This is a genomic window from Actinomycetospora sp. TBRC 11914 (genome assembly GCF_012933465.1).
In the GTDB taxonomy this organism is placed as follows: domain Bacteria; phylum Actinomycetota; class Actinomycetes; order Mycobacteriales; family Pseudonocardiaceae; genus Actinomycetospora.
In genome coordinates this window covers 65,618-86,177 of the sequence record NZ_JABBND010000023.1, presented here as the reverse complement: position 1 = coordinate 86,177, position 20,560 = coordinate 65,618, and the positions used below count along the sequence as shown (strand labels likewise).

20 protein-coding genes are annotated in these 20,560 nt (G+C 75.0%); 4 read left to right on the top strand and 16 right to left on the bottom strand.

Annotated elements, in window-relative coordinates:
* Positions 1–6 precede the first annotated feature (6 nt).
* A complete protein-coding gene (locus tag HH311_RS27185; protein WP_312030436.1) occupies positions 7–639 on the top strand; it encodes a maleylpyruvate isomerase family mycothiol-dependent enzyme in 633 nt (210 codons plus the stop codon).
* 155 nt (positions 640–794) lie between these two features.
* Here HH311_RS27185 and HH311_RS27180 read toward each other — a convergent pair whose 3' ends face one another.
* Together HH311_RS27180 and guaB are read right to left on the bottom strand one after the other, a co-directional pair.
* A complete protein-coding gene (locus HH311_RS27180) occupies positions 795–1,925 on the bottom strand; it encodes a GuaB3 family IMP dehydrogenase-related protein (RefSeq protein WP_169186844.1) in 1,131 nt (376 codons plus the stop codon).
* A gap of 34 nt (positions 1,926–1,959) precedes the next feature.
* Positions 1,960–3,465, bottom strand: coding sequence for an IMP dehydrogenase (guaB, locus tag HH311_RS27175; RefSeq protein WP_169186843.1), 1,506 nt, complete (start codon positions 3,463–3,465; stop codon positions 1,960–1,962).
* 126 nt (positions 3,466–3,591) lie between these two features.
* Between guaB and HH311_RS27170 the strand changes: the two genes are divergently transcribed.
* Positions 3,592–3,987 carry a DUF5319 domain-containing protein gene (locus HH311_RS27170; protein WP_169186842.1) on the top strand — a complete coding sequence of 132 codons (396 nt, stop codon included), beginning with the start codon at positions 3,592–3,594 and terminating at the stop codon, positions 3,985–3,987.
* Positions 3,988–4,059: 72 nt separating this feature from the next.
* Here the strand turns inward: HH311_RS27170 and HH311_RS27165 are convergent, their stop codons facing one another.
* The 3 genes from HH311_RS27165 to HH311_RS27155 all read right to left on the bottom strand — a co-directional run bounded on the left by HH311_RS27165 (position 4,060) and on the right by HH311_RS27155 (position 6,494).
* Positions 4,060–4,911 (bottom strand): anti-sigma-D factor RsdA, encoded by an 852-nt coding sequence (locus HH311_RS27165; protein WP_169186841.1) that lies wholly within the window; start codon positions 4,909–4,911, stop codon positions 4,060–4,062.
* A gap of 51 nt (positions 4,912–4,962) precedes the next feature.
* Positions 4,963–5,541 (bottom strand): sigma-70 family RNA polymerase sigma factor, encoded by a 579-nt coding sequence (locus HH311_RS27160; RefSeq protein ID WP_169186840.1) that lies wholly within the window; start codon positions 5,539–5,541, stop codon positions 4,963–4,965.
* 356 nt (positions 5,542–5,897) lie between these two features.
* The gene (locus tag HH311_RS27155; RefSeq protein WP_169186839.1) at positions 5,898–6,494 is read right to left on the bottom strand and encodes a response regulator transcription factor; all 597 of its coding nucleotides are present in this window, start codon (positions 6,492–6,494) and stop codon (positions 5,898–5,900) included.
* A 609-nt stretch (positions 6,495–7,103) separates the two neighbouring features.
* Here HH311_RS27155 and HH311_RS27150 point away from each other — a divergent pair.
* Positions 7,104–7,412 (top strand): WhiB family transcriptional regulator, encoded by a 309-nt coding sequence (locus HH311_RS27150; protein ID WP_169186838.1) that lies wholly within the window; start codon positions 7,104–7,106, stop codon positions 7,410–7,412.
* 317 nt (positions 7,413–7,729) lie between these two features.
* Here the strand turns inward: HH311_RS27150 and groL are convergent, their stop codons facing one another.
* From groL to glmS, 7 genes are all read right to left on the bottom strand, one after another.
* Entirely contained in the window at positions 7,730–9,358 is a 1,629-nt protein-coding gene (groL, locus tag HH311_RS27145) for a chaperonin GroEL (RefSeq protein WP_169186837.1), read from the bottom strand.
* A gap of 89 nt (positions 9,359–9,447) precedes the next feature.
* Positions 9,448–9,744 carry a co-chaperone GroES gene (gene groES, locus HH311_RS27140; protein ID WP_018330959.1) on the bottom strand — a complete coding sequence of 99 codons (297 nt, stop codon included), beginning with the start codon at positions 9,742–9,744 and terminating at the stop codon, positions 9,448–9,450.
* A gap of 139 nt (positions 9,745–9,883) precedes the next feature.
* Positions 9,884–10,378, bottom strand: a complete 495-nt coding sequence (locus HH311_RS27135; protein WP_169186858.1) for a GNAT family N-acetyltransferase — start codon at positions 10,376–10,378, stop codon at positions 9,884–9,886.
* A gap of 44 nt (positions 10,379–10,422) precedes the next feature.
* The gene (locus HH311_RS27130) at positions 10,423–11,604 is read right to left on the bottom strand and encodes an alpha/beta fold hydrolase (protein ID WP_169186836.1); all 1,182 of its coding nucleotides are present in this window, start codon (positions 11,602–11,604) and stop codon (positions 10,423–10,425) included.
* A gap of 44 nt (positions 11,605–11,648) precedes the next feature.
* On the bottom strand, positions 11,649–12,845 hold the full coding sequence (gene alr, locus HH311_RS27125) for an alanine racemase (RefSeq protein WP_169186835.1): 1,197 nt from the start codon (positions 12,843–12,845) through the stop codon (positions 11,649–11,651).
* Positions 12,842–14,377, bottom strand: coding sequence for an NAD(P)H-hydrate dehydratase (locus HH311_RS27120; RefSeq protein WP_169186834.1), 1,536 nt, complete (start codon positions 14,375–14,377; stop codon positions 12,842–12,844). The genes alr and HH311_RS27120 overlap by 4 nt, the downstream gene beginning before the upstream one ends.
* Positions 14,374–16,239 (bottom strand): glutamine--fructose-6-phosphate transaminase (isomerizing), encoded by a 1,866-nt coding sequence (glmS, locus tag HH311_RS27115; protein WP_169186833.1) that lies wholly within the window; start codon positions 16,237–16,239, stop codon positions 14,374–14,376. Before glmS ends, HH311_RS27120 begins: the two co-directional genes overlap by 4 nt.
* Before the next feature lie 126 nt (positions 16,240–16,365).
* Between glmS and HH311_RS27110 the strand changes: the two genes are divergently transcribed.
* A complete protein-coding gene (locus tag HH311_RS27110; protein ID WP_169186832.1) occupies positions 16,366–17,241 on the top strand; it encodes an alpha/beta hydrolase in 876 nt (291 codons plus the stop codon).
* On the opposite strand, the gene HH311_RS27105 is transcribed toward HH311_RS27110, so the two are convergent.
* Genes HH311_RS27105 through rplM form a run of 4 tightly spaced genes read right to left on the bottom strand, consistent with a single transcriptional unit; the run spans position 17,217 to position 20,558 of the window.
* Entirely contained in the window at positions 17,217–18,095 is an 879-nt protein-coding gene (locus HH311_RS27105; protein ID WP_169186831.1) for a WXG100 family type VII secretion target, read from the bottom strand. The genes HH311_RS27110 and HH311_RS27105 overlap by 25 nt on opposite strands.
* 59 nt (positions 18,096–18,154) lie before the next feature.
* A complete protein-coding gene (gene glmM / locus HH311_RS27100) occupies positions 18,155–19,507 on the bottom strand; it encodes a phosphoglucosamine mutase (RefSeq protein WP_169186830.1) in 1,353 nt (450 codons plus the stop codon).
* Positions 19,507–20,118 carry a 30S ribosomal protein S9 gene (gene rpsI, locus HH311_RS27095; protein WP_396027466.1) on the bottom strand — a complete coding sequence of 204 codons (612 nt, stop codon included), beginning with the start codon at positions 20,116–20,118 and terminating at the stop codon, positions 19,507–19,509. Before rpsI ends, glmM begins: the two co-directional genes overlap by 1 nt.
* A complete protein-coding gene (rplM, locus tag HH311_RS27090; protein ID WP_169186829.1) occupies positions 20,115–20,558 on the bottom strand; it encodes a 50S ribosomal protein L13 in 444 nt (147 codons plus the stop codon). Before rplM ends, rpsI begins: the two co-directional genes overlap by 4 nt.
* Between the last annotated feature and the right edge of the window lie 2 nt (positions 20,559–20,560).

Genomic DNA, 20,560 nt, shown 5'->3' with positions numbered 1-20,560 from the left:
AGCACCGTGACCACCGCCCCCTGGCCCGCCGTCCACGCCGAGCGGGCCGCGCTCGTCGCCGACCTCGCCGACCTCACCCCGCAGCAGTGGGCCACCCGCTCGCTCTGCCCCGAGTGGACCGTCGAGGAGACCGTCGCCCACCTGTCCGCGACCGCGAGCACCGGACGGCTGCGCTGGATCCGCTCGGCGGTCGGGGCGCGCTTCGACTTCGCGCTGCACAACCGCCGGCGCCTCGACGAGCAGCTCGGCGGGACGCCGGCGGAGACGCTCGCCATCCTGCACTCGAAGATCGACTCGACGGTCGCGCCGATGGGGGACGCGCGGGCGTGGCTCGGCGAGGTCGTGGTGCACGGCGTCGACGTCCGTCGTCCCCTCGGCCTCCCGACGACGACGCCGGTGGCGGTCGCGACGACCGTCGCGGAGTTCTACGCCTCGCGGGACTTCGCCGTGCCCAGCCGCAGCAATGCCGCCGGGCTGCGCCTCGTCGCCGACGACGGGCCGTTCACCACGGGGGACGACGACGCCCCGCTCGTCACCGGCCCGACCCTCGCGCTGCTGACGGCCATGGCCGGCCGGGCGGCCTGCTGCGACGACCTCGCGGGGCCGGGGGTGGCGACGTTGCGGGCGCGCTGCGGGTGAGTGGGTTCTGAGCGAAGGGCACCCTCGGTCGATCTACCCGAGCGATGGTGCCCTTCGCTCATCTCGACGGCGCGCGTGGCGTTCCGGCCGTGGGCGCCCCTCGCCTCTCTATCCGAGCGATGGTGCCCTTCGCTCGAATCGAGGACGGGCCGGGCTCAGCGGCGAACCGACAGGCCGACCCGCTGGAACTCCTTGAGGTCGGAGTAGCCGGTCTTGGCCATCGCCCGGCGCAGCGCCCCGAACAGGTTGACCGTGCCGTCCGCGCGCGGCGCCGGGCCCCGGAGCACGGCGGCGAGGTCCACACCGTGCTGGGGCACGCCCACGACGCCGGAGCGGGGCAGGTTGGGGTGGGCCGCCGCGGCCGTCCAGTACCAGCCGCCGCCCGGGGCCTCGTCGGCGCCCGCGAGCTGCTCGCCGAGCATCACCGCGTCGGCGCCGCAGGCGATGGCCTTGGCCATGTCGCCCGACGTCGCCATCCCGCCGTCGGCGATGACGTGGACGTAGCGCCCGCCGGTCTCGTCGAGGTAGTCGCGGCGGGCGGCGGCGGCGTCGACGAGCGCGGTGGCCATCGGGACCCCGATGCCGAGCACGTCGTCGGTCGACGTCGAGGCCGACTGCCCGTAGCCCACGATCACGCCGGCGGCGCCGGTGCGCATCAGGTGCATCGCCGTGCGGTAGTCGCCGACCCCGCCGGCCACGACGGGGATGTCCAGCGACTCGATGAAGTCCTCGAGGTCCAGCGGCGGCTGGCCCTCGTCGTCGCCCACGTGCTCGGCCGAGATGATCGTGCCCTGCACCACGAGGATCTCGACGCCGGCCGCGAGGAAGGTCGGGCTCAGCTCCCGGGCGTGCTGGGGGCTCACGCGGGCGGCGAGGGTGACCCCGGCGCCGCGCACCCGCTCGAGGGCCTCGGTGAGCAGGTCGGGCTGGACCGGCGCCGCGTGCAGGCGCTGGAGCTCGCCGAGCGCGCCGGCGGGATCGGCGCCCGCCCGCTCCGCGATCTCCGCCAGGGCCTTGTCCGGCTCGGCATGGCGCGCCCACAGCCCCTCGGCGTTGAGCACGCCGAGCCCGCCGAGCTCCCCGACGCGCACCGCGGTGGTCGGGGAGACGACGGCGTCGGTCGGGTGCGTGAGCAGCGGCAGCTCGAAGCGGTACGCGTCGAGCTGCCAGGCGGTGGACACCGCCGACGACGACCGCGTGCGCCGCGAGGGGACGATGTCGAGGTCGTCGAAGGTGTAGCTGCGGTGGGCGCTGCGGCCCCGGCCGATCTCGACCTGCTCGCGCATGGTGCCCTTCCTGTGGCCCCGATGGGGTCCGCGGTCAGCGACCGCCGTAGTTCGGGGCGACCGCCGTCATCGTCACGTGGTGGGGGTGGGACTCGGCGAGGCCGGCCGCGGTGATGCGCACCATGTGCGCGGACTGCAGCTCGGCCGTCGTCCGGGAACCCGTGTACCCCATCGCCGCCCGCAGACCCCCGACCAGCTGGTGGGTGACCTGCGCGAGCGGGCCTCGGAAGGGTACGCGCCCCTCGACGCCCTCGGGGACGAGCTTGTCGTCGGAGAGCACGTCGTCCTGGAAGTAGCGGTCCTTCGAGTACGAGCCCTGCTGCCCGCGGGTCTGCATCGCGCCGAGCGAGCCCATCCCGCGGTAGGTCTTGAACTGCTTGCCGTCGACGAGCACGAGCTCGCCCGGGGTCTCGGCGGTGCCCGCCAGCAGCGAGCCCAGCATCACCGTCGAGGCGCCGGCCGCGATCGCCTTGGCGATGTCGCCCGAGGACTGCAGGCCGCCGTCGCCGATGACCGGCACCCCGGCCGGCGTCGCCACCGACGCCGCCTCGGCGATCGCCGTGATCTGCGGGACCCCGACCCCGGCGATGATGCGGGTGGTGCAGATCGACCCCGGGCCGACGCCCACCTTCACGCCGTCGGCCCCGGCGTCCACGAGGGCCTGCGCCCCGGCGCGGGTCGCGACGTTGCCCCCGACGACGTCGACCCGGTCGCCCAGCTCCTGCTTGAGCTTCGCGACCATCGCGGTGACGGCCCGGGAGTGGCCGTGCGCGGTGTCGACGACGAGGACGTCGACGCCGGCGTCGGACAGCGACATCGCGCGGGTCCAGGCGTCGTCACCCACGCCGACCGCGGCGCCGCACAGCAGCCGCCCGTCGGGGTCCTTGGTGGCCATCGGGTACTGCTCGGTCTTGACGAAGTCCTTGACCGTGATGAGCCCGCGCAGGATGCCGGCGCCGTCGACGAGGGGGAGCTTCTCCACCTTGCGGCGGCGCAGCAGCCCGAGCGCGGCCTCGGCGGTGACCCCGACCTGGGCGGTGACGAGGTCGGTCGACGTCATCACCTCGCGGACCTTGCGGGTGTGGTCCACCTCGAAGCGCATGTCGCGGTTGGTGATGATGCCCACGAGGCGTCCGGCCGGGTCGGTCACCGGCAGGCCGGAGATCCGGAAGCGGGCGCAGAGCGCGTCGACGTCGGCGAGGGTGTCGTCGGGCGAGCACGTGACCGGGTCGGTCACCATGCCGGCCTCGGAGCGCTTCACGACCTCGGCCTGGGCGGCCTGTTCCTCCGCGGGGAGGTTGCGGTGCAGCACGCCCATGCCGCCGTGACGGGCCATCGCGATCGCCATGCGCGCCTCGGTGACGGTGTCCATCGCCGAGCTGACCAGCGGGATCCGCAGCGTGACGTTGCGCGAGAGGCGGGCGGACGTGTCCGCGTCCGACGGCACCACGTCCGACTCGGCGGGCAAGAGGAGGACGTCGTCGAACGTCAGGCCGAGCAGGCCGTACTTCTCCGGTACGCCGGGGTCCGTCAGCACCATGCCCCCGATGCTAGTCGCGTGCCGACAGTGATCCCCGTCGCAGCGGCCGGCGCGGGGCGATCTCCGCACGTCGAGGCGTGTCGGGGGCCCGCCGGGTCGCGGCGCGCGACCGGTAGGTTCGGGGGCGTGCCGTACGAAGCCCTGCCGCCGGACCCGTTCGCGGGCGACCCGTCGGACCCCTCCCGGATGCTCGACGCGCTCGGCGACCTCGCCGACGTCGCATCCCAGGAGGACCTGCCGCTGGACGAGGAGGAGCGCGACGAGGTCGTCGCCGACCTCGGGGACCTCGCGGTCTTCCAGGCCCTGCTCGCACCCCGGGGCATCCGGGGTGTCGTCGTGGACTGCGAGGACTGTGACGAGCAGCATTTCCACGACTGGGACCTGCTCCGCGCGAGCCTGCAGCAGCTCCTCGAGGAGGGGCACATGCGCCCCCACGAGCCCCCGTTCGACCCGGACCCGGCCTCCTACGTGACGTGGGAGTACTGCCGCGGGTTCGCGGACGCGACGCTCGCCGAGCAGTAGCCGCTCCTCCACACCCGCGGACGACGACGGGCCCGGCTCCCCGAGGGGAACCGGGCCCGCTGTCTGTGTGCCCTAGTTGGAGGGTGCGACCGTCGTCGTCGGGGGCGGCGGAGGGTTGCCGCCCGCACCGGGGTCGCCCGGCGTACCGGCCGACCGGCTCTGCTCGCTCTGCGAGGTGGCCGGGTCCGGCGTCTGCGAAGCCGGAGCCTGCTGCGAGGCACCGTCCTTGGCGGGCGGCGGCGGCTGCTGCCGGTGTCGCCGGTCCCGCGACGGCGCGGTGCCCTCGGTCGTGCTGTTGCCGGGGGTCGGCTCCGCGGACGACGGGCTCGTCGACGCCGGCGTCTGCGGCTCCAGCGACTTGAGCGCGTCCTCGCGCTGCTGCTGCAGCGCCGGCTGGTCCTCGGGCTGCGCCGCCTGGATCTGGCCGGCCGCACTCTGGAGGAGCGACTGCGCGGTGGCCTTGTCCCCGGACCGGATCGCGTTGTTGGCCGCGACGATCGTGTTGCGGGCCTCCTGGGCCTTCGTCGCGTTGCTGGCCTGCTGCGAGAAGAACACCTTCGTCAGGCCGAACATCGCGTCGCCCGGTTGCGCCGAGTGGACGGCGACCGTCAGGCCTGCCAGCGCTACGGCGATGGCCGCCGCGGCTACGGCGAACGGCATACGGCGCCGGGCTCGGCTCGCCCTCCGGTCGCGTGCCTCGTGCCCGGCCTCGACGGCCTCGGCGGCCTCCTCGAGGGACACGAGCTCGGGCATCGGATCGGCCTCGATGTCGGCCTTCCAGGCCGCGAGGATGGCTGCGAGATGGTCGTCGTCCTGGCCCGGGCGTCCGAAGACGTCCTCGTCCCGTCCGAGACCACCGGTGACCGCCCCGCCGGCGATGGCATCGAGCAGGGCGTCGTCGGCGCGCACGGCAGCGAGGTCCACCGGGCCGTCGACGAGATCGTCACCAGCACCGAAAGCGCGGTGACCACCCACCTAACTCACCTCTTCCGAGATCGCGGACACGGCGGTCCGCAGCTTCGACAGTGCGCGGTGCTGTGCCACCCGGACCGCGCCGGGTGTGGATTCGACCGCTACCGCGGTCTCCTCCGCCGAGAGCCCAACGACGACACGCAGCACCAGGATTTCCCGCTGTTTGGGTGGCAGTGTGTCGAGCAATTGACCCATTTGGACCGAGAGCGCGCCGTTCAGTGCACGCTGCTCTGGGCCGTCGTGGGGATCGAGCTCTTCGGGCAGCTCGAAGACGGGTTCCGATCGGTTCCGCGCCACCGAACGATGGGCGTCGACCACCTTGTGCGCCGCGATGCCGTAGACGAAGGCGAGGAACGGACGGCCCTGGTCGCGGTAGCCGGGCAGTGCGGTCAGCACGGCGAGGCACACCTCCTGGGCCACGTCGTCGGCCGAGACCGACGACCGTTCCTGCCGGCCGATCCTCGCGCGGCAGTAGCGCACGACGAGCGGACGGATGATCGCGAGGACACGATTGAGAGAAGAGCGGTCGCCGTCGTTGGCGGCGGCCACCAGCCTCTCGAGGTCGTTCCCTGCTTCCGTCATCGCTCCCCGTGGCCCCGGCGTTACGCGCGGCGGTGTGACCCGGAGGTCCACCTCGGTCCGCCGTGCCACCGCAGTGGGTGGCCCGGAGGGGTCACCGTACCGCTCAGGCAGATGGCTCGCGCCATGTCCTCCGTACGGGTTCGCCCGATCCGGCACACGCCAGCGGTCCGCGGCACGGTGCACGGCACGCGGTGTTCCGATCGCTGGAGTGGGCAGATCGTCCGGGGCCACGTCGGCCCCCGGATGGCGATGGGTGAGGTCCTCGAACCCGTACGGCGGGCTCGAGGGGGTCGGCCCGGTGGCCGGCGGCCGCGCCACGCGGAGCGGCTGCACCCGGACCGGGCGGGGCCGGGCGGTCAGGAGACCAGGCCGCGGCGGAAGCCGTGTGCCACGGCCTGCGCCCGGTCGCGCACGCCCAGCTTGCGGAACAACCGCCGGGCGTGGGTCTTCACGGTGTCCTCCGACAGGTAGAGCTCCCGGCCGATCTGGCCGTTGCTCTTGCCCTGCGCCATGCCCCGGAGGACCTGCAGCTCGCGCTCGGTGAGCTGGACCCCGGAGTCGGACGGCGTACGGGGGGCGGGCACGGAGGTGCTGGCGAGCGTGTGGGCCAGGGCGGCGACGAGCTCCGGCCGGGACGCGTCCCACCGCAGGTAGCCCCGCGCGCCGCCGGCGATGGCGGCGGCGATGCTCCCGGAGTCGTCGGGCGCACCGAAGACGATGACGTTCGCCTGGGGGTGCGCGGCGACGAGCCGGCGGGTCGCCTCGACCCCGGTCGGCACGGCGCGCTGGGTCCCCACGAGGACCACGTCGACGCTCTGGCGGGAGAAGCGGGTGAGCAGCTCGTCGCCGTGGGCGACACAGTCGATGCGGTGGACGCCGGGGACGGCCGACATCACGCGGGTCAGTCCTTCGCGCACGCTGCGGCGGTCGTCGCAGATCAGGACCGTCGTCACGGAAGCTCCTCCCTGCAGCGTTCCTGCAGACGGTTGGCGGGCACTACTGGACATCGGCGCCGCGGACGCAGACCTTGAGTCGGATCCGTGGTTTTCCCGTGTCGGATCCGCGACCCGCGCCATGCCTGCTCCCTCGCTCCGCGTCCCGGGGCGACCGCCCGGACGTCCCCCTACGACCGTCATGCCGGTCCCCTCCTCCACAACGGTCTCGGAACGGACCGGTCACGCCGAACCCTTCACCTCGGGCAGGCTTTCCGCCACCCACACGGAGCACCGGCCACTCACTGCTCCCGGCATGATCACGGATGGTGGTCGTATGAGCAAGTCCCGTCACCGTACGGAATCGACCTGCCAACGATTGCCGGGCGTCCGTCCCGCTTCCGGACGACTGTTCGGTCGGCGCCCTACCCAGGGGGACGGCTCACATCCATACGTCTTGTACCGCCTGGTCCACCGGCCATAGGGTCAGCTCACGGTCGCCCTCCGCGCGGCCGCGGGCACGCTCGGTGACGCGCCGAGTGCGCCCGAGCCCGTGGTGGGCAACCACGTCGGGGACTCCACACCGGGGTCCGCGGGTACCACCACCGTCAGCACGAGGAGGTGGTCGAGATGGCCGACGTCCGTCGACTCCCCGGCCCCAACGCCGATCTCTGGGACTGGCAGCTCCACGCGGCGTGCCGCGGCATGGACAGTGCGTTCTTCTTCCACCCCGACGGCGAGCGCGGCCCGGCCCGGGCGAGCCGTGAGCGCCGGGCCAAGGCCGTGTGCGAGAGCTGCCCCGTCATGGAGCCCTGTCGCCGCCACGCGCTCGCCGCGGGCGAGCCCTACGGCATCTGGGGCGGGCTCTCCGAGTCCGAGCGATCCGCCGCCGGCGGTCGCCGGTCCGCAGCGCCCGTCCGGGACATCATCATCCGCTGAGACCGAGGACACGAGCACGGAAGGGCCCGGCCGGATCGGCCGGGCCCTTCCCGTGTCGTGCGGCCCTGCGAGCCGGCCAGGGGCACACCAGGCATCCCGGGGTCGGCCAGACCTGCCCCACGTACCCCTGATCACCGGGCCACCCGGAGCCGGCCACCGCGCCACCCGGCCACGGGCACACCAGGCACCCCAGCGGCCCGCCACGCCTGCCCCACGTACCCCTGATCACCGTGGCCGAGGCCGCCGCGAGACCCGCAGACACACGAGGGCCCGGCCGGGACTCCCGGCCGGGCCCTCCTGCGTCGTGCGCCAGGGGCTCAGTGCCCGTGGCCGTGCCCGTGGCCGTGGCCACCGGCCGGGGCCGGGGCCTCCTCCTCGGGCTTGTCGACGATCGCGCTCTCGGTGGTGAGCACCATGCGCGCGATCGAGACGGCGTTCTCCAGCGCGGAGCGCGTGACCTTCACCGGGTCGATGATCCCGGCGGCCATGAGGTCGCCGTAGGTCTCGCTCGCCGCGTCGTAGCCCAGGCCCCAGCCGCCGTCGGCGACCTTGGCGGCCACGACGGAGCCCTCGAGGCCCGCGTTCGACGCGATCATCTTGAGCGGCGCGGCCAGCGCGCGGCGCACGAGCGCGACGCCGGTGGCCTCGTCGCCGGTGCGGCCGAGACCGTCGGCGAGCTCCGCGGAGGCGTGCAGCAGGGCCGCCCCGCCGCCGGGGACGATGCCCTCCTCGACCGCGGCCCGGGTGGCGGCGACCGCGTCCTCGATGCGGTGCTTGCGCTCCTTGAGCTCGGTCTCGGTGGCCGCGCCGACCTTGACGACGGCCACGCCGCCGGCCAGCTTCGCGAGGCGCTCCTGGAGCTTCTCGCGGTCCCAGTCGGAGTCCGTCTCGTCGATCTCGCGACGGATCTGCGACACCCGGGCCGCCACCTCGGCCTTGTCCCCGCCGCCCTCGACGAGGGTGGTGGCGTCCTTGGTGACGACCGCGCGCCGCACGGTGCCCAGCGCGTCCAGGCCGGCCTCGGAGAGCTTGAGCCCGACCTCGGGGTTGATGACGGTCGCGCCGGTGGCGGCCGCGAGGTCGTCGAGGAACGCCTTGCGGCGGTCGCCGAAGAACGGCGCCTTGACCGCGGCGATGTGCAGCGTCTTGCGGATGGCGTTGACGACGACCGTCGAGAGCGCCTCGCCCTCGAGGTCCTCGGCGATCACCAGCAGCGGCTTGCCCGACTCCACGACCTTCTCCAGCAGCGGCAGGAGGTCCTGGATCGAGCTGATCTTCTCGCGGTGCAGCAGGACGTGGGCGTCCTCGAGCACCGCCTCCATGCTCTCGGAGTCGGTGACGAAGTAGGGCGAGAGGTAGCCCTTGTCGAACTGCAGACCCTCGGTGATCTCCAGTTCGGTCGCCAGCGTCGAGGACTCCTCGACGGTGATGACGCCGTCCTCGCCGACCTTCTCCATGGCCTCGCCGATGAGGTCGCCGATCTCCTGGTCGCGCGAGGCGACCGCGCCGACCGCGGCGATGCCCTTCTTGCCGTCGACCGGGGTGGCGTGCTCGCGCAGCACCGCGGTGACCTTCTCGGCCGCGGCGGCCATGCCCGCGCCGAGGGAGGTCGGGTTGGCGCCCGCGGCGAGGTTGCGCAGGCCCTCGGAGACGAGGGCCTGGGCGAGCACCGTCGCCGTCGTCGTGCCGTCGCCGGCGACGTCGTTGGTCTTGGTGGCGGCGGTCTTGGCGAGCTGGACGCCGAGGTTCTCGAACGGGTCGTCGAGCTCGATCTCGCGCGCGATGGTGACGCCGTCGTTGGTGATCGTCGGACCACCGAAGCTCTTGCTCAGCACGACGTGGCGACCGCGTGGGCCGAGGGTCACGGCCACGGTCGCGGCGAGCTGGTCCACCCCGCGCTCGAGGGCGCGGCGGGCGGTCTCGTCGAAGGTGATCTGCTTGGGCACTGCCGTCCTTTCGGGTTGCACACATGCGACCGCCCCGGGACCCCGGCGTCGCGGGTGTCACCGGGGCGGTGGCATGGAACGCGGTCGGTTTAGTTGACGACCGCCAGGACGTCACGCGAGGAGAGGATCAGGTAGTCCTCGCCGTTGTACTTGACCTCGGTGCCGCCGTACTTCGAGAAGATGACGACGTCGCCGACCGCGACGTCGAGCGGGATGCGGTTGCCGTTGTCGTCGACACGGCCCGGGCCCACCGCGAGGACCTTGCCCTCCTGGGGCTTCTCCTTGGCGGTGTCCGGGATGACGATGCCGGACGCGGTCGTGGTCTCGGCCTCCGAGGCCTGCACCACGAGCTTGTCCTCGAGCGGCTTGATGTTCACGCTCGCCACGGGATGACCTCCACGATCAGGGGTCCAGCTTGGTTTCTGGGTGTCCGGGTGACGCGCCCCGGAGCCGGCCCGCCGTCGCGGGTGCCGGGCCGGCTCCGACGCCGTTCGATTGGCACTCTAGCGCTGCGAGTGCCAACCATCAACGAGGGTCGCGTGCGTCGCGCCGCATCGTGTGCGCGTCGGCCCCGCTGGCGTAGTAGCGGCGCCGGGTCCCGACCACCTCGAAGCCCTCGGAGCGGTAGAGCGCGAGAGCCGGCGCGTTGTCCGTGCGCACCTCGAGGAAGGTCACCGCGCCGAGCGCGTCGGCCCGGCGCAGCAGGCCGGTGAGCAGCCGGCGGCCCAGGCCGCGGCCCTGCGCGAACCGCGCGACACCGATCGTGTGGATCTCCGCCTCGGCCGGCTCGCGGGAGAACGCGGGCGCGGGCAGCAGCGCGATCCCGGCGTAGCCGACGAGCTCGTCCGGCCCGCCCTCGGGCCCGGGGTGGCCCACCCACCGCGCCGCCAGGTACGGGTAGCCGGCGTGCAGTTCGGCGGTGAAGGCCGAGGCGGTCCACGGGTCGTCGCCGCCGAAGAGCTCGGCCTCGAGCCGGGCGCAGGCCGGGGCGTCGACGACGGTCAGGGCGTCCACGACGATCCGCGCATCGGCCGGGAGGGACGCCGGAGCGCCCCCGGGGGCGGTCACGCCCGGCGGCGCGGCCGGCGGAGCCGCGGACGCCGCGACGTCGAGCCCGCGCCGTCCGGGCGCAGCCGGCGCAGCACCTGGCTGCGGTGGGTGCAGCGGCGGAGCAGCTCGAGCAGGGCGGCGTCGAGCTCCGAGGGCTGCTCGAGCATCGCCATGTGGCCGGCGCCCTCGAGCCGCAGCAGCTCCGCGCGCGGCAGCTCGGCCGCGATGACCTCGGAGTGCGAGTACGGGATCATCACGTCCTTCGTCCCCGCCGCGACCAGCACCTCGCACTGGGACAGCCCCCGCAGCGCGGCCTTGCGGTCGTGGGTGGAGAGCGTGTTCGCGAACGAGGTGAGCACGTCGAGCGGGGTCGAGGCGATCGTGCGGTCCACGAGGTCGACCAGCACCGGGTCGGTGTCGGGGTCGCCGAAGGAGAAGCGCGCGACGGCGGCCCACATCGCGTTGCCGCCGAGGCGGCGGATGCGGTCGACGGCCTCCGGGCGCCAGTGCGCGAGGCGCCCGACGACGTTGACCACGGGGTTGCGGTGCGAGAGCACCGCCCGCTGCAGCCCGACGGTGCCCACGTCGCCGGCAGAGGTGCTCACCAGCGCGACGCCGAGCACCCGGTCCCGGAAGAGCGCCGGGTGGCGCTCGGCGAGCGCCATGATCGTCATGCCGCCCATGGAGTGCCCGACCAGCACGAGCGGGCCCTCCGGGGCCACCGTGCGCACCACGGTGTCGAGGTCCGCGCCGAGCTGGGCGATCGTGCAGGCGCGGGCGGAGCACTGGCCGGAGCGGCCGTGGCGGCGCTGGTCGTAGAGCACCACCCGCACGGCCGGGTCGGTGAGCTCGGCGAGCATGCGGCGCTGGAAGTGCCAGCACCGGCGGTCCTGGGCGAATCCGTGGACGAGCACCACCGTGAGCTCGGGCTCCGCGCCCGGGGTCACGGGGTCGATCTCCTCGACGGCCAGGCGGGTGCCGTCGTCGGCGGCCACGGACGACTCGCGCCCGCGGGGCAGCAGCCCGAGCTGCGAGGGGTGGGCGGCCTCGGACTCCTCGAGCTCGGCGCGCGCCCGCACCACCCGCGACCGCGCCACGCCGGCACCGACGGCGCCGGCCGCGGCCGCCCCGCCGAGGACGGTGCCGGCGATGGCGCCGATGATGCCGCCGGTGTGGCGGCGCTCGTCGCCGCTCACGTCCCGCACCCGGATGCCGAACCCGCCGTCGCCATACCGGCTCTCTACCACGTCCGGGACGGGTTCACCCCGTCTGTTGCCTGCGTGACCCCGGTGGTGGCCCGCGACAGGCGCGGCCGCCCACCCACCCCGGTCACGACCTCGTAGTGGATGGTGCCCAGGAGCTCCGCCCACTCCGCCGCGGTCGGCAGACCCCCGTCGCCCGGCCCGAACAGCACGACCTCGTCGCCCTCGGCGACCCCGTGGGGCTCGTCGGCGGGCCCGAGGTCGACGACGACCTGGTCCATGCAGACCCGCCCGACGACGGGCCGCCGCACCCCGCCGATCCCGACGGCGAAGCGTCCCGAGGAGCCCAGCAGCCGCGGCACCCCGTCGGCGTACCCGGCCGGGACGAGCGCGAGCGCGCGCGGGCCCGGCGTCGTCCAGGTGTGCCCGTAGGAGACGCCCTCCCCGGCCGCGACCGTCTTCACCAGGGCGACGCGGCTGCGGAAGGTCATCGCCGGGCGCAGGTCGTGCCCGGACCCGCCCGGTCCCTCCACCGGGTCGAGCCCGTAGACCGCGATCCCGGGACGGACGAGGTCGCGGTGCAGGTCGGGCCGGGTGAGGGTGGCCGCCGAGTTGGCGAGGTGGGCGAGCAGCGGCCGCCCCAGGCGCGCGGTGGCCGCGCGGTGCGCGTCGTCGAGGCGGGCGGCCTGGCGGTCGAGGGTCGGGTGCGACGGGTCGTCGGCGTGCGCGAGGTGCGACCACACCGCCACCGGCTCGACCACGCCCTCCTCGACGAGGCCGGCGACGGCGTCCAGCAGCGCGCCCCAGTCGTGGGGCGGGCACCCGTTGCGCGACAGCCCGGTGTCGATCTTGAGGTGGACGCGGGCGGGGCGTCCGGCCGCGCGGGCCGCGCCCGCCGCCGCGGCCAGGTCGCGCGGCGAGGCGACCCCGAGGTCGACCGCGGTGGCCACCGCGGCCGTCATGTCCTCGTCGGGCACGTGCAGCCAGGACAGCACCGGCGCGCCGATCCCGCCCGCCCGCAGCTCGGCGGCCTCCTCGAGGGTGCACACGCCGAGCCAGGCGGCGCCCGCGTCGAGCGCCGCGCGGGCCACCGGCACGGCCCCGTGGCCGTAGCCGTCGGCCTTGACCACGGCCATCGTCGAGGCCCCCGAGCGCCCGGCCAGCCCGGCCAGCAGCGCGACGTTGTGGCGCAGCGCGGCGAGGTCGACGACGGCCTCGACCCGGGCGGCCGTCATGCCCCCGCCTCGGCCCGCACCGACCGGATCGCGTCCGGGATCGCCGCCTGCACGTGCGACGCCGGGACCGGGGCACCGGGCCGTCCCCCCGGGTCGAGCTCCGCTCCGCTGCGTCTCCCCCCCGCCCCGATCTCCGCCGCTCGAGCGTGGACGAAGGCCGCGGCACCGGCGGCGTCGAAGGGCTCGAGACCGGCCGCGAGCAGCGCGCCCGCGATGCCGGACAGCACGTCGCCCGACCCGGCCGTGGCGAGCCAGGAGCTGCCCGCCGGGTGGACGAGCACCCGCCCGTCGGGCGCTGCGACGACCGTGGCGTTGCCCTTCAGCAGCACCGTGACCCCGAGCGCCGCGGCGGCCCGGCGGGCGGCCTCGACGCGGTCGGCGGCCGGGTCGGGGGGATCGTCGAGCTCGGCCACGAGCCGGGCGAACTCGCCGGCGTGGGGCGTGACGAGGGTCGGGACGGCCGCGGCCTTCGCCCGCAGCCCGGCGTCGGCGCCCAGCAGGGTGACCGCGTCGGCGTCGGCGAGCAGCGGGACGCCGGCGTCGAGGACGTGGCCCAGCGTGGCGGCACCGTCCTCCCCGGTGCCGAGGCCCGGCCCGACCGCCCAGGCCTGCACCCGGCCGGCGTCGGCGACGTGGTCGGTGGCCACCACCTCGGGCCAGGCGGCGCGGACCTCGTCGGCGGCGCTCCCGGCGTAGCGGACCATGCCGCTGGTCGCGAGGCACGCGGCGCCGCTCGCGAGGACCGCGGCGCCGGGGTAGGTGGCGCTGCCCGCGGCGACGCCGACCACGCCCTGGGTGTACTTGTCGTCGCCCGGGCGCGGCACCGGCCAGTGGGCGCCGACGTCGGCGGCCTCGAGGACGGTGATCGGCGGCTCCCCGAGCTCGGGACCCAGGCCGATGTCGACGAAGGTCACCGGCCCGCAGTGGGCGCGGGCGAGCACGTGGACGGGCTTGCGGGCGCCGAAGGTCACCGTCGCGGCCGCGGTGACCGCGGCCGGCCCCTCGTCCGTCGCGTCGGGCACGGTGCCGGTGCGCGGGTCGACCCCGCTCGGGGTGTCGATCGCCAGGATCGGGACGCCTCCGGTCTCCGCGGCTCCGACCAGCAGCGGGGCGGGGGTCCGCAACCCACCGCTCGCCGAGGTGCCGACGATCGCGTCGAGGACCAGGTCGGCCCGCCCGATCGCCGGGACCGCGTCCTCCGGCGCGATGAGCACGCGGGTGTTCCACGAGCGCAGCGCGGCGAGGCCGGCGGGGTGGGCGCGGTCGGGGGCCAGGAGCACGGCGGTCACCCCCACGCCGCGGCGGCGCAGCTCGACGCCGGCCCACAGCCCGTCCCCGCCGTTGTTGCCCGCGCCGACGAGCACGACGACCCGGCGCCCGGACACCCCGCCGGTGCGCTCGGCCAGCATCCGGAGCGCCACCTGCGCGGCCCCGTACGCGGCGCGGCGCATCAGCGCGCCCTCCGGCGTGCGGGCGAGCACCGGCTCCTCGGCCGTCGCGACCTGCTCCGGGGTCCAGACGCCGTAGCTCATTCGACGGTGACCGACTTCGCGAGGTTGCGCGGCTTGTCGACGTCGTACCCGCGGGCCCGCGCGACCTCGGCGGAGAACACCTGCAGCGGGACCGAGGCCACCAGCGGCTGGATCAGCGTGGGGACCGCGGGGGTCTCGATGAGCACGCTCGCGAAGGGCCGCACGGTCTCGTCGCCCTCCTCGGCGATGACGATCGTGCGCGCCCCGCGCGCCTGGATCTCGCGGATGTTCGAGAGCAGCTTCGCGTGCAGCGTCGCCCGCCCCTTCGGCGAGGGCATCACGACGACGACGGGCAGGTCCTGCTCGATCAGCGCGATCGGCCCGTGCTTGAGCTCGCCCGCCGCGAAGCCCTCGGCGTGCATGTAGGCGAGCTCCTTGAGCTTCAGCGCGCCCTCGAGCGCGACCGGGTAGCCCACGTGGCGGCCGAGGAAGAGCACGGCCTTGGAGCCGGCGAGGTCCCGGGCGAGCTGCCGGGTCGGCTCCACCGCGCTCGCGAGGACCTCCTTGACGGCGTCCGCCGACTCCACCAGCGCGTGGTACTCCCGCTCGACCTCGTCGGAGTACTTGGTGCCGCGGTTCTGGGCGAGCGCGAGCCCGACGAGGTAGCAGGCCACCACCTGGCTGGTGAAGGTCTTCGTCGCGGCCACCCCGACCTCGGGGCCCGCGTGGGTGTAGAGCACCGCGTCGGACTCGCGCGGGATCTGGGCGCCGTTGGTGTTGCAGATCGCCAGCACGCGGGCCTTCTGCTCCCGGGCGTGCCGCACCGCCTCGAGCGTGTCGGCCGTCTCGCCGGACTGCGAGATGGCGACGACGAGCGTGGACCGGTCGAGCACCGGGTCGCGGTAGCGGAACTCGCTCGCCACCTCGACCTCGACCGGGATGCGGCACCAGTGCTCGATCGCGTACTTGGCGAGCAGACCCGCGTGGTAGGCGGTGCCGCAGGCCACGACGAACACCTTGTCGATGTCGCGCAGCTCCTGGTCGGACAGCCGCTGCTCGTCGAGCACGATCCGGCCGTCGACGAGGTGCCCGCGCAGCGTGTCCGCCAGCGCCGCGGGCTGCTCCTCGATCTCCTTCTGCATGAAGAAGTCGTGGCCGCCCTTCTCGGCGGCGGCGATGTCCCAGTCGACGTGGAAGGGGCGGGTGGGGGCGAGGTCGCCGTGGAAGTCGGTGACGACGGCGCCCTCGCGGGTCAGGGTGACGATCTGGTCCTGGCCGAGCTCGACGGCGTCGCGGGTGTGGTCGATGAAGGCCGCGACGTCGGAGGCCACGAACGTCTCGCCGTCGCCGATCCCGACGACGAGCGGCGACGACCGGCGCGCCGCGACGATCTCGTCGGGGCGCCGCGCGTCGGTGAACACCAGCGTGAACGCGCCCTCGAGGCGGTTCACGACGTGGCGCACGGCGGCGGTGAACCCCGCCTCCGGCTCGGCGTCGAGGGCGCGGGCGACCAGGTGCGCCGCGACCTCGGTGTCGGTGTCGCTGGCCAGCTCGACGCCGTCGTCCTCGAGCTCGGCGCGCAGCGCGGCGAAGTTCTCGATGATCCCGTTGTGGATGACCGCGACCCGGCCGCTCGCGTCGCGGTGCGGGTGGGCGTTGCGGTCGGTCGGAGCGCCGTGGGTGGCCCAGCGGGTGTGGCCCATGCCGGCGCGGGCCACGGTGTCGCCCTCCCCGGCCGCGTCGGTGACGCGCACCAGCTCGTCCAGCGGGCCCGCCGCCCGGTGGACCTCCACCGTCGGGGAGTCCGGCGTCACGGTCGCGATGCCCGCCGAGTCGTACCCCCGGTACTCGAGCCGCCGCAGACCGCCCAGCAGGACGTCGCGTGCCGGGCGCCAGCCCACGTACCCCACGATGCCGCACACGGCTCCCGAGGATAGGTGGGCCGGATCCGGGCCTGGGCCTCCCATGGGTGACGTGGCACGCGCCCGCACGACGGGGCCGTGTTCCGGCAGGCCAGGACGGGTGCGGATCCTCTAGGGTCCGGCGCCATGGCGAGCGCGAAGCAGATCGTCTCCGAGCTCGGGCGACCGGGGCCCCACGAGGTGCTGCGGGGCGAGCTGGCGCTCGTCGGGCTGCCCGGGGTGGTGTTCACGCCCACGTCCGGCGAGGGCCTGCCCGCGGTCGCGTTCGGGCACGACTGGCTCAACCCGGCGTCGCGCTACCTGGGCCTGCTGCGCCACCTGGCGTCGTGGGGCATCGTCGCCGCGGCCCCCGACACCGAGCGCGGGCCGTTCGCCTCGCACCGCCGCCTCGCGTCCGACCTGCGCACGGCCCTGGACATCTGCTCGTCGGTGCGCCTCGGCGGCACCGCGCGGGGCGCCGCGGTGAGCGTCGACCCCCGCAAGCTCGGGCTGGCCGGCCACGGGATGGGCGCCGGCGCGGCCGTGCTCGCGGCGAGCGTGACCGCGCACGACACGCGGGTGCAGGCCGTCGGCGAGCCGTACTGGGAGTCGGGGTCCGACCTCACGGCGCAGGCCGTCGCGACCGTCGCGCTCTCCGAGTCCCGCCCGTCGGCCCACGACGCCGCCCGCGCGGTCCACGTCCCGGGCATGCACGTGGCGTTCGGCAAGGACCTCGTCGCGCCCCCGGCCGCCGGCGCCGAGCCGGTCGCGGCCGCGTGGGCCGGGCCGTCGGTGCTGCGCACGCTCAAGAAGGCGACCCACCTCGGCATCGTCGAGGGCAAGCACTGGAGCGACCTCGTGCTCGACGGCAAGTCGGAGTCGGCGACGACGACGACCGTCAAGGCCCTGCTCACCGGCTTCCTGCTGTACCACCTGGCCGGCGAGAAGGACTACGCCGACATCGTCGACGGGTCCGTCAAGGGGACCGACGTGCGCGTCTACCGGGAGTCGTCGACGGTCTGACCGTCGTCGGGGTCGTCGGGGTCGTCGTCGTCCTCGTCGTCGGGGCCGTCGTCGAGCCCGGTCAACGGACCGAGCGCGGCGAGGATCTCGGGCAGCGCGAGGAGGTCGGGCGGCAGGGCACCCGCGTCCACCGCGGCCGCGTCGTCGTCCTCGGCGTCGCCGGAGAGCCGGCGCAGGACACCGATCCGGGCGGCGAGGTCGTGCCACGTCGCCGCGATCGACCCGTCGGTGCGGTCGGCCTCGTCCAGGTAGCGGTGCAGCCGGGCGTCGAGCCCGGCGGCCCACACGCGGGCGGCGGCGGGGCCGGGCTCGTCCGGGGGTGCCGACAGACCGGATGCCAGCTCCCGCGCCGCGTCGGCACGGGCGGCGACGTCGTCGGCGACCGCGAGCCCGGCCCCCTCCACCGTCTCGGCGGTCTCCTCGAGCAGGGTGACGATCTCCTGGGCCGCCCGCCCGAGGGACACGACCCGGTCGGCGACCTCCTCCGCCGACGGCCCCGACCAGCGCTCCCAGAGCGTGCCCGCCTCCTCGGCGAGCGCCCGGTGCCGGGCGCGGACGCGGGCGGAGGCGGCCCGCAGGTCGTCGGCGCCGGCGGCCAGCGCGGCGAACCGCACGCCGCGCTGGGCGGCGTGGCGGGCCCGCAGCCCGGCGGCGTCGACCGGCGGGGCCGGCAGGCCGGCGCGCGCGGCGAGCGCCTCGCGGGCGGGCAGCAGCGCGGCGACGGCGTCGATCGCCGGGTCGGCGTCCGCGAGGACCGCGTCGGAGTCGGCGACGCCGAGCTCGGCCAGCCGGCGGGCCGGGGGCACGGCGCGCAACGGGGACCCGGCCGCCCCGCCCCGCCGGTGCCTCGTCACGCGGTCAGCCTCCTCCCCGGGTCCGTGCCCGTCGAGTGACCCGCGGGCGTGCGGAGGGTCTAGCGGACGGCGGCGACGAGGGTCGCGAGGCGGTCGGCCACCTCGGCGGCGGTCTGCTCGGTGGGGGCCTCGACCATCACGCGCACGAGCTGCTCGGTGCCCGAGGGGCGCAGCAGCACGCGGCCGTGGCCGGCGAGCGCGGCCTCCTCCGTGGCCACGGCCTCGGCGACATCGGGGGAGGCCTTCACCGCCGCCTTGTCGTGCACCGGCACGTTGACCAGCACCTGCGGGAGACGCTGCACGACGCCGGCCAGGTCGGCCAGCGAGCGACCCGTCCCGGCCACGCGCGACATCAGCCGCAGCGCCGTGAGCAGCCCGTCGCCGGTGGTGGCGTGGGCGGGGAGCACGACGTGCCCGGACTGCTCGCCGCCGAGGGAGAACGAGCCCTCCCGCAGCGCCTCGAGCACGTAGCGGTCGCCCACCGCCGTCGTCCGGACCGAGATCCCGGCCTCCTGCATGGCGAGGTGGAGGCCGAGGTTGCTCATCACCGTGGCCACCAGGGTGTCCGCGGCGAGCTCCCCGGACTCGCGCATCCCCGTCGCGAGCACGGCGAGGATCTGGTCGCCGTCGACGACGGTGCCGTCGGCCGCCACCGCGAGGCAGCGGTCGGCGTCGCCGTCGTGGGCGATGCCCAGGTCGGCGCCGTGCGCGACGACGGCCTTGCACAGGCCCTCGAGGTGGGTCGAGCCGACGCCCTCGTTGATGTTCCAGCCGTCCGGCTCGGCGGCCAGGGTCGTGACGCGGGCCCCGGCGCGCTCGTAGGCGCGGGGGGCGGCGAGCGACGCGGCGCCGTGGGCGCAGTCCACCACCACGTGCAGGCCGTCGAGCCGGTCCGGCGTCGAGGAGAGCAGGTGGTCGAGGTAGCGCTCGAGGGCGTCGGGCACGTCGGCGACGCGGCCGATGTCGTGCCCGGTGGGCCGCTCCGCCGGCTGCGCGGGGCGGGCGGCGTGGGCCTCGATCTCGTCCTCGACGGCGTCGGGCAGCTTGTGGCCGCCCGCGGCGAACAGCTTGATCCCGTTGTCGGGCATCGCGTTGTGCGACGCCGAGATCATGACGCCGAGGTCGGCCTCGAGGGTGGCGGTGAGGAACGCGACGGCGGGCGTGGGCAGCACGCCGACCCGCTGGACGTCGGCCCCGGCCGCGGACAGGCCGGCGCAGACGGCCGCCTCGAGCATCTCCCCGCTGGCCCGCGGGTCGCGACCGACGACCGCGACCGGGCGCGCCGAACCGCCACCGCCCGCGTGCTCGACGAGCACACGGGCGGCGGCGGAGGCGACGGAGAGTGCCAGCTCGGGCGAGAGGTCGGCGTTCGCGAGGCCGCGGACGCCGTCGGTCCCGAACAGGCGCCCCATCAGCGCTTCGAGTACTGGGGGGCCTTCCGGGCCTTCTTGAGGCCATACTTCTTGCGCTCCGTCGCCCGCGGGTCGCGGGTGAGGAAGCCGGCCTTCTTCAGGCTCGGACGGTCCTCGGGGTCGACGAGCGTGAGGGCCCGCGCGATGGCGAGCCGCAGCGCGCCGGCCTGGCCCGACGTCCCGCCCCCGGTGAGGTTGGCGAAGATGTCGAACTGCTCGGTGCGCTCGGTGGTCACGAGCGGCTCACGGATGAGCTGCTGGTGGACCTTGTTCGGGAAGTAGTCGTCGAACGCCTTGCCGTTCATGGTCAGCTTGCCGCTGCCCGGCACGAGACGCACCCGGACGATGGCCTTCTTGCGGCGGCCGACCGTCTGGATGGGGCGGTCGATCGTCGCGAAGACCGGGGCCGGCGCGTCGCCGAACACCTCGGCGCCCAGCTCGTCGTCGGTCGCGCCCTCGTCGTCCGTCGCGACGGACTCCTCCAGGTCGGCGACGTCGGGGAGGTCGGCCGCCTCGGCGAGCGACTGCCCGGAGGTCGGGGCCTCGCCGGGGACGTCCTCGGAGACGATGTCGTTCTGGGGGTCGACGCTCGGGTCGTCGGGGGTGGTCACTGGCTCACCTGTCGGATCTCGTACGGCACGGGCTTCTGGGCGGCGTGCGGGTGCTCGGGGCCGGCGTAGACCTTGAGCTTCGACGCCATCGCCCGACCCAGACGGTTGTGGGGGAGCATCCCCTTCACGGCCTTCTCCACGAGGCGGCTCGGGAAGCGCTCGAGCTCCTCGCCCACGGAACGGGCACGCAGACCGCCCGGGTAGCCGCTGTGGTGGTACACGAAGCGGTCGTCACGCTTGTTGCCCGTGAGGGCGACCTTCTCCGCGTTCACGATCACCACGAAGTCACCGGTGTCGACGTGCGGGGCGTACGACGCCTTGTGCTTCCCCCGCAGCAGCTGTGCGGTGTGGGTGGCCAGGCGACCCAGGACGACGTCGCTGGCGTCGATGACGTGCCAGGCGCGGTCGATGTCGCCGGGCTTCGGACTGAACGTGCGCACGG

Coding starts and splice junctions, on each gene's coding strand:
- alr (WP_169186835.1), bottom strand. CDS start 12,845: ATGACGGCCGCCCGGGTCGAGGCCGTCGTCGACCTCGCCGCGCTGCGC.
- HH311_RS27150 (WP_169186838.1), top strand. CDS start 7,104: ATGGCCGACGTCCGTCGACTCCCCGGCCCCAACGCCGATCTCTGGGAC.
- HH311_RS27160 (WP_169186840.1), bottom strand. CDS start 5,541: ATGACGGAAGCAGGGAACGACCTCGAGAGGCTGGTGGCCGCCGCCAAC.
- HH311_RS27110 (WP_169186832.1), top strand. CDS start 16,366: ATGGCGAGCGCGAAGCAGATCGTCTCCGAGCTCGGGCGACCGGGGCCC.
- guaB (WP_169186843.1), bottom strand. CDS start 3,465: ATGGTGCTGACGGACCCCGGCGTACCGGAGAAGTACGGCCTGCTCGGC.
- glmM (WP_169186830.1), bottom strand. CDS start 19,507: ATGGGGCGCCTGTTCGGGACCGACGGCGTCCGCGGCCTCGCGAACGCC.
- HH311_RS27120 (WP_169186834.1), bottom strand. CDS start 14,377: ATGAGCTACGGCGTCTGGACCCCGGAGCAGGTCGCGACGGCCGAGGAG.
- HH311_RS27180 (WP_169186844.1), bottom strand. CDS start 1,925: ATGCGCGAGCAGGTCGAGATCGGCCGGGGCCGCAGCGCCCACCGCAGC.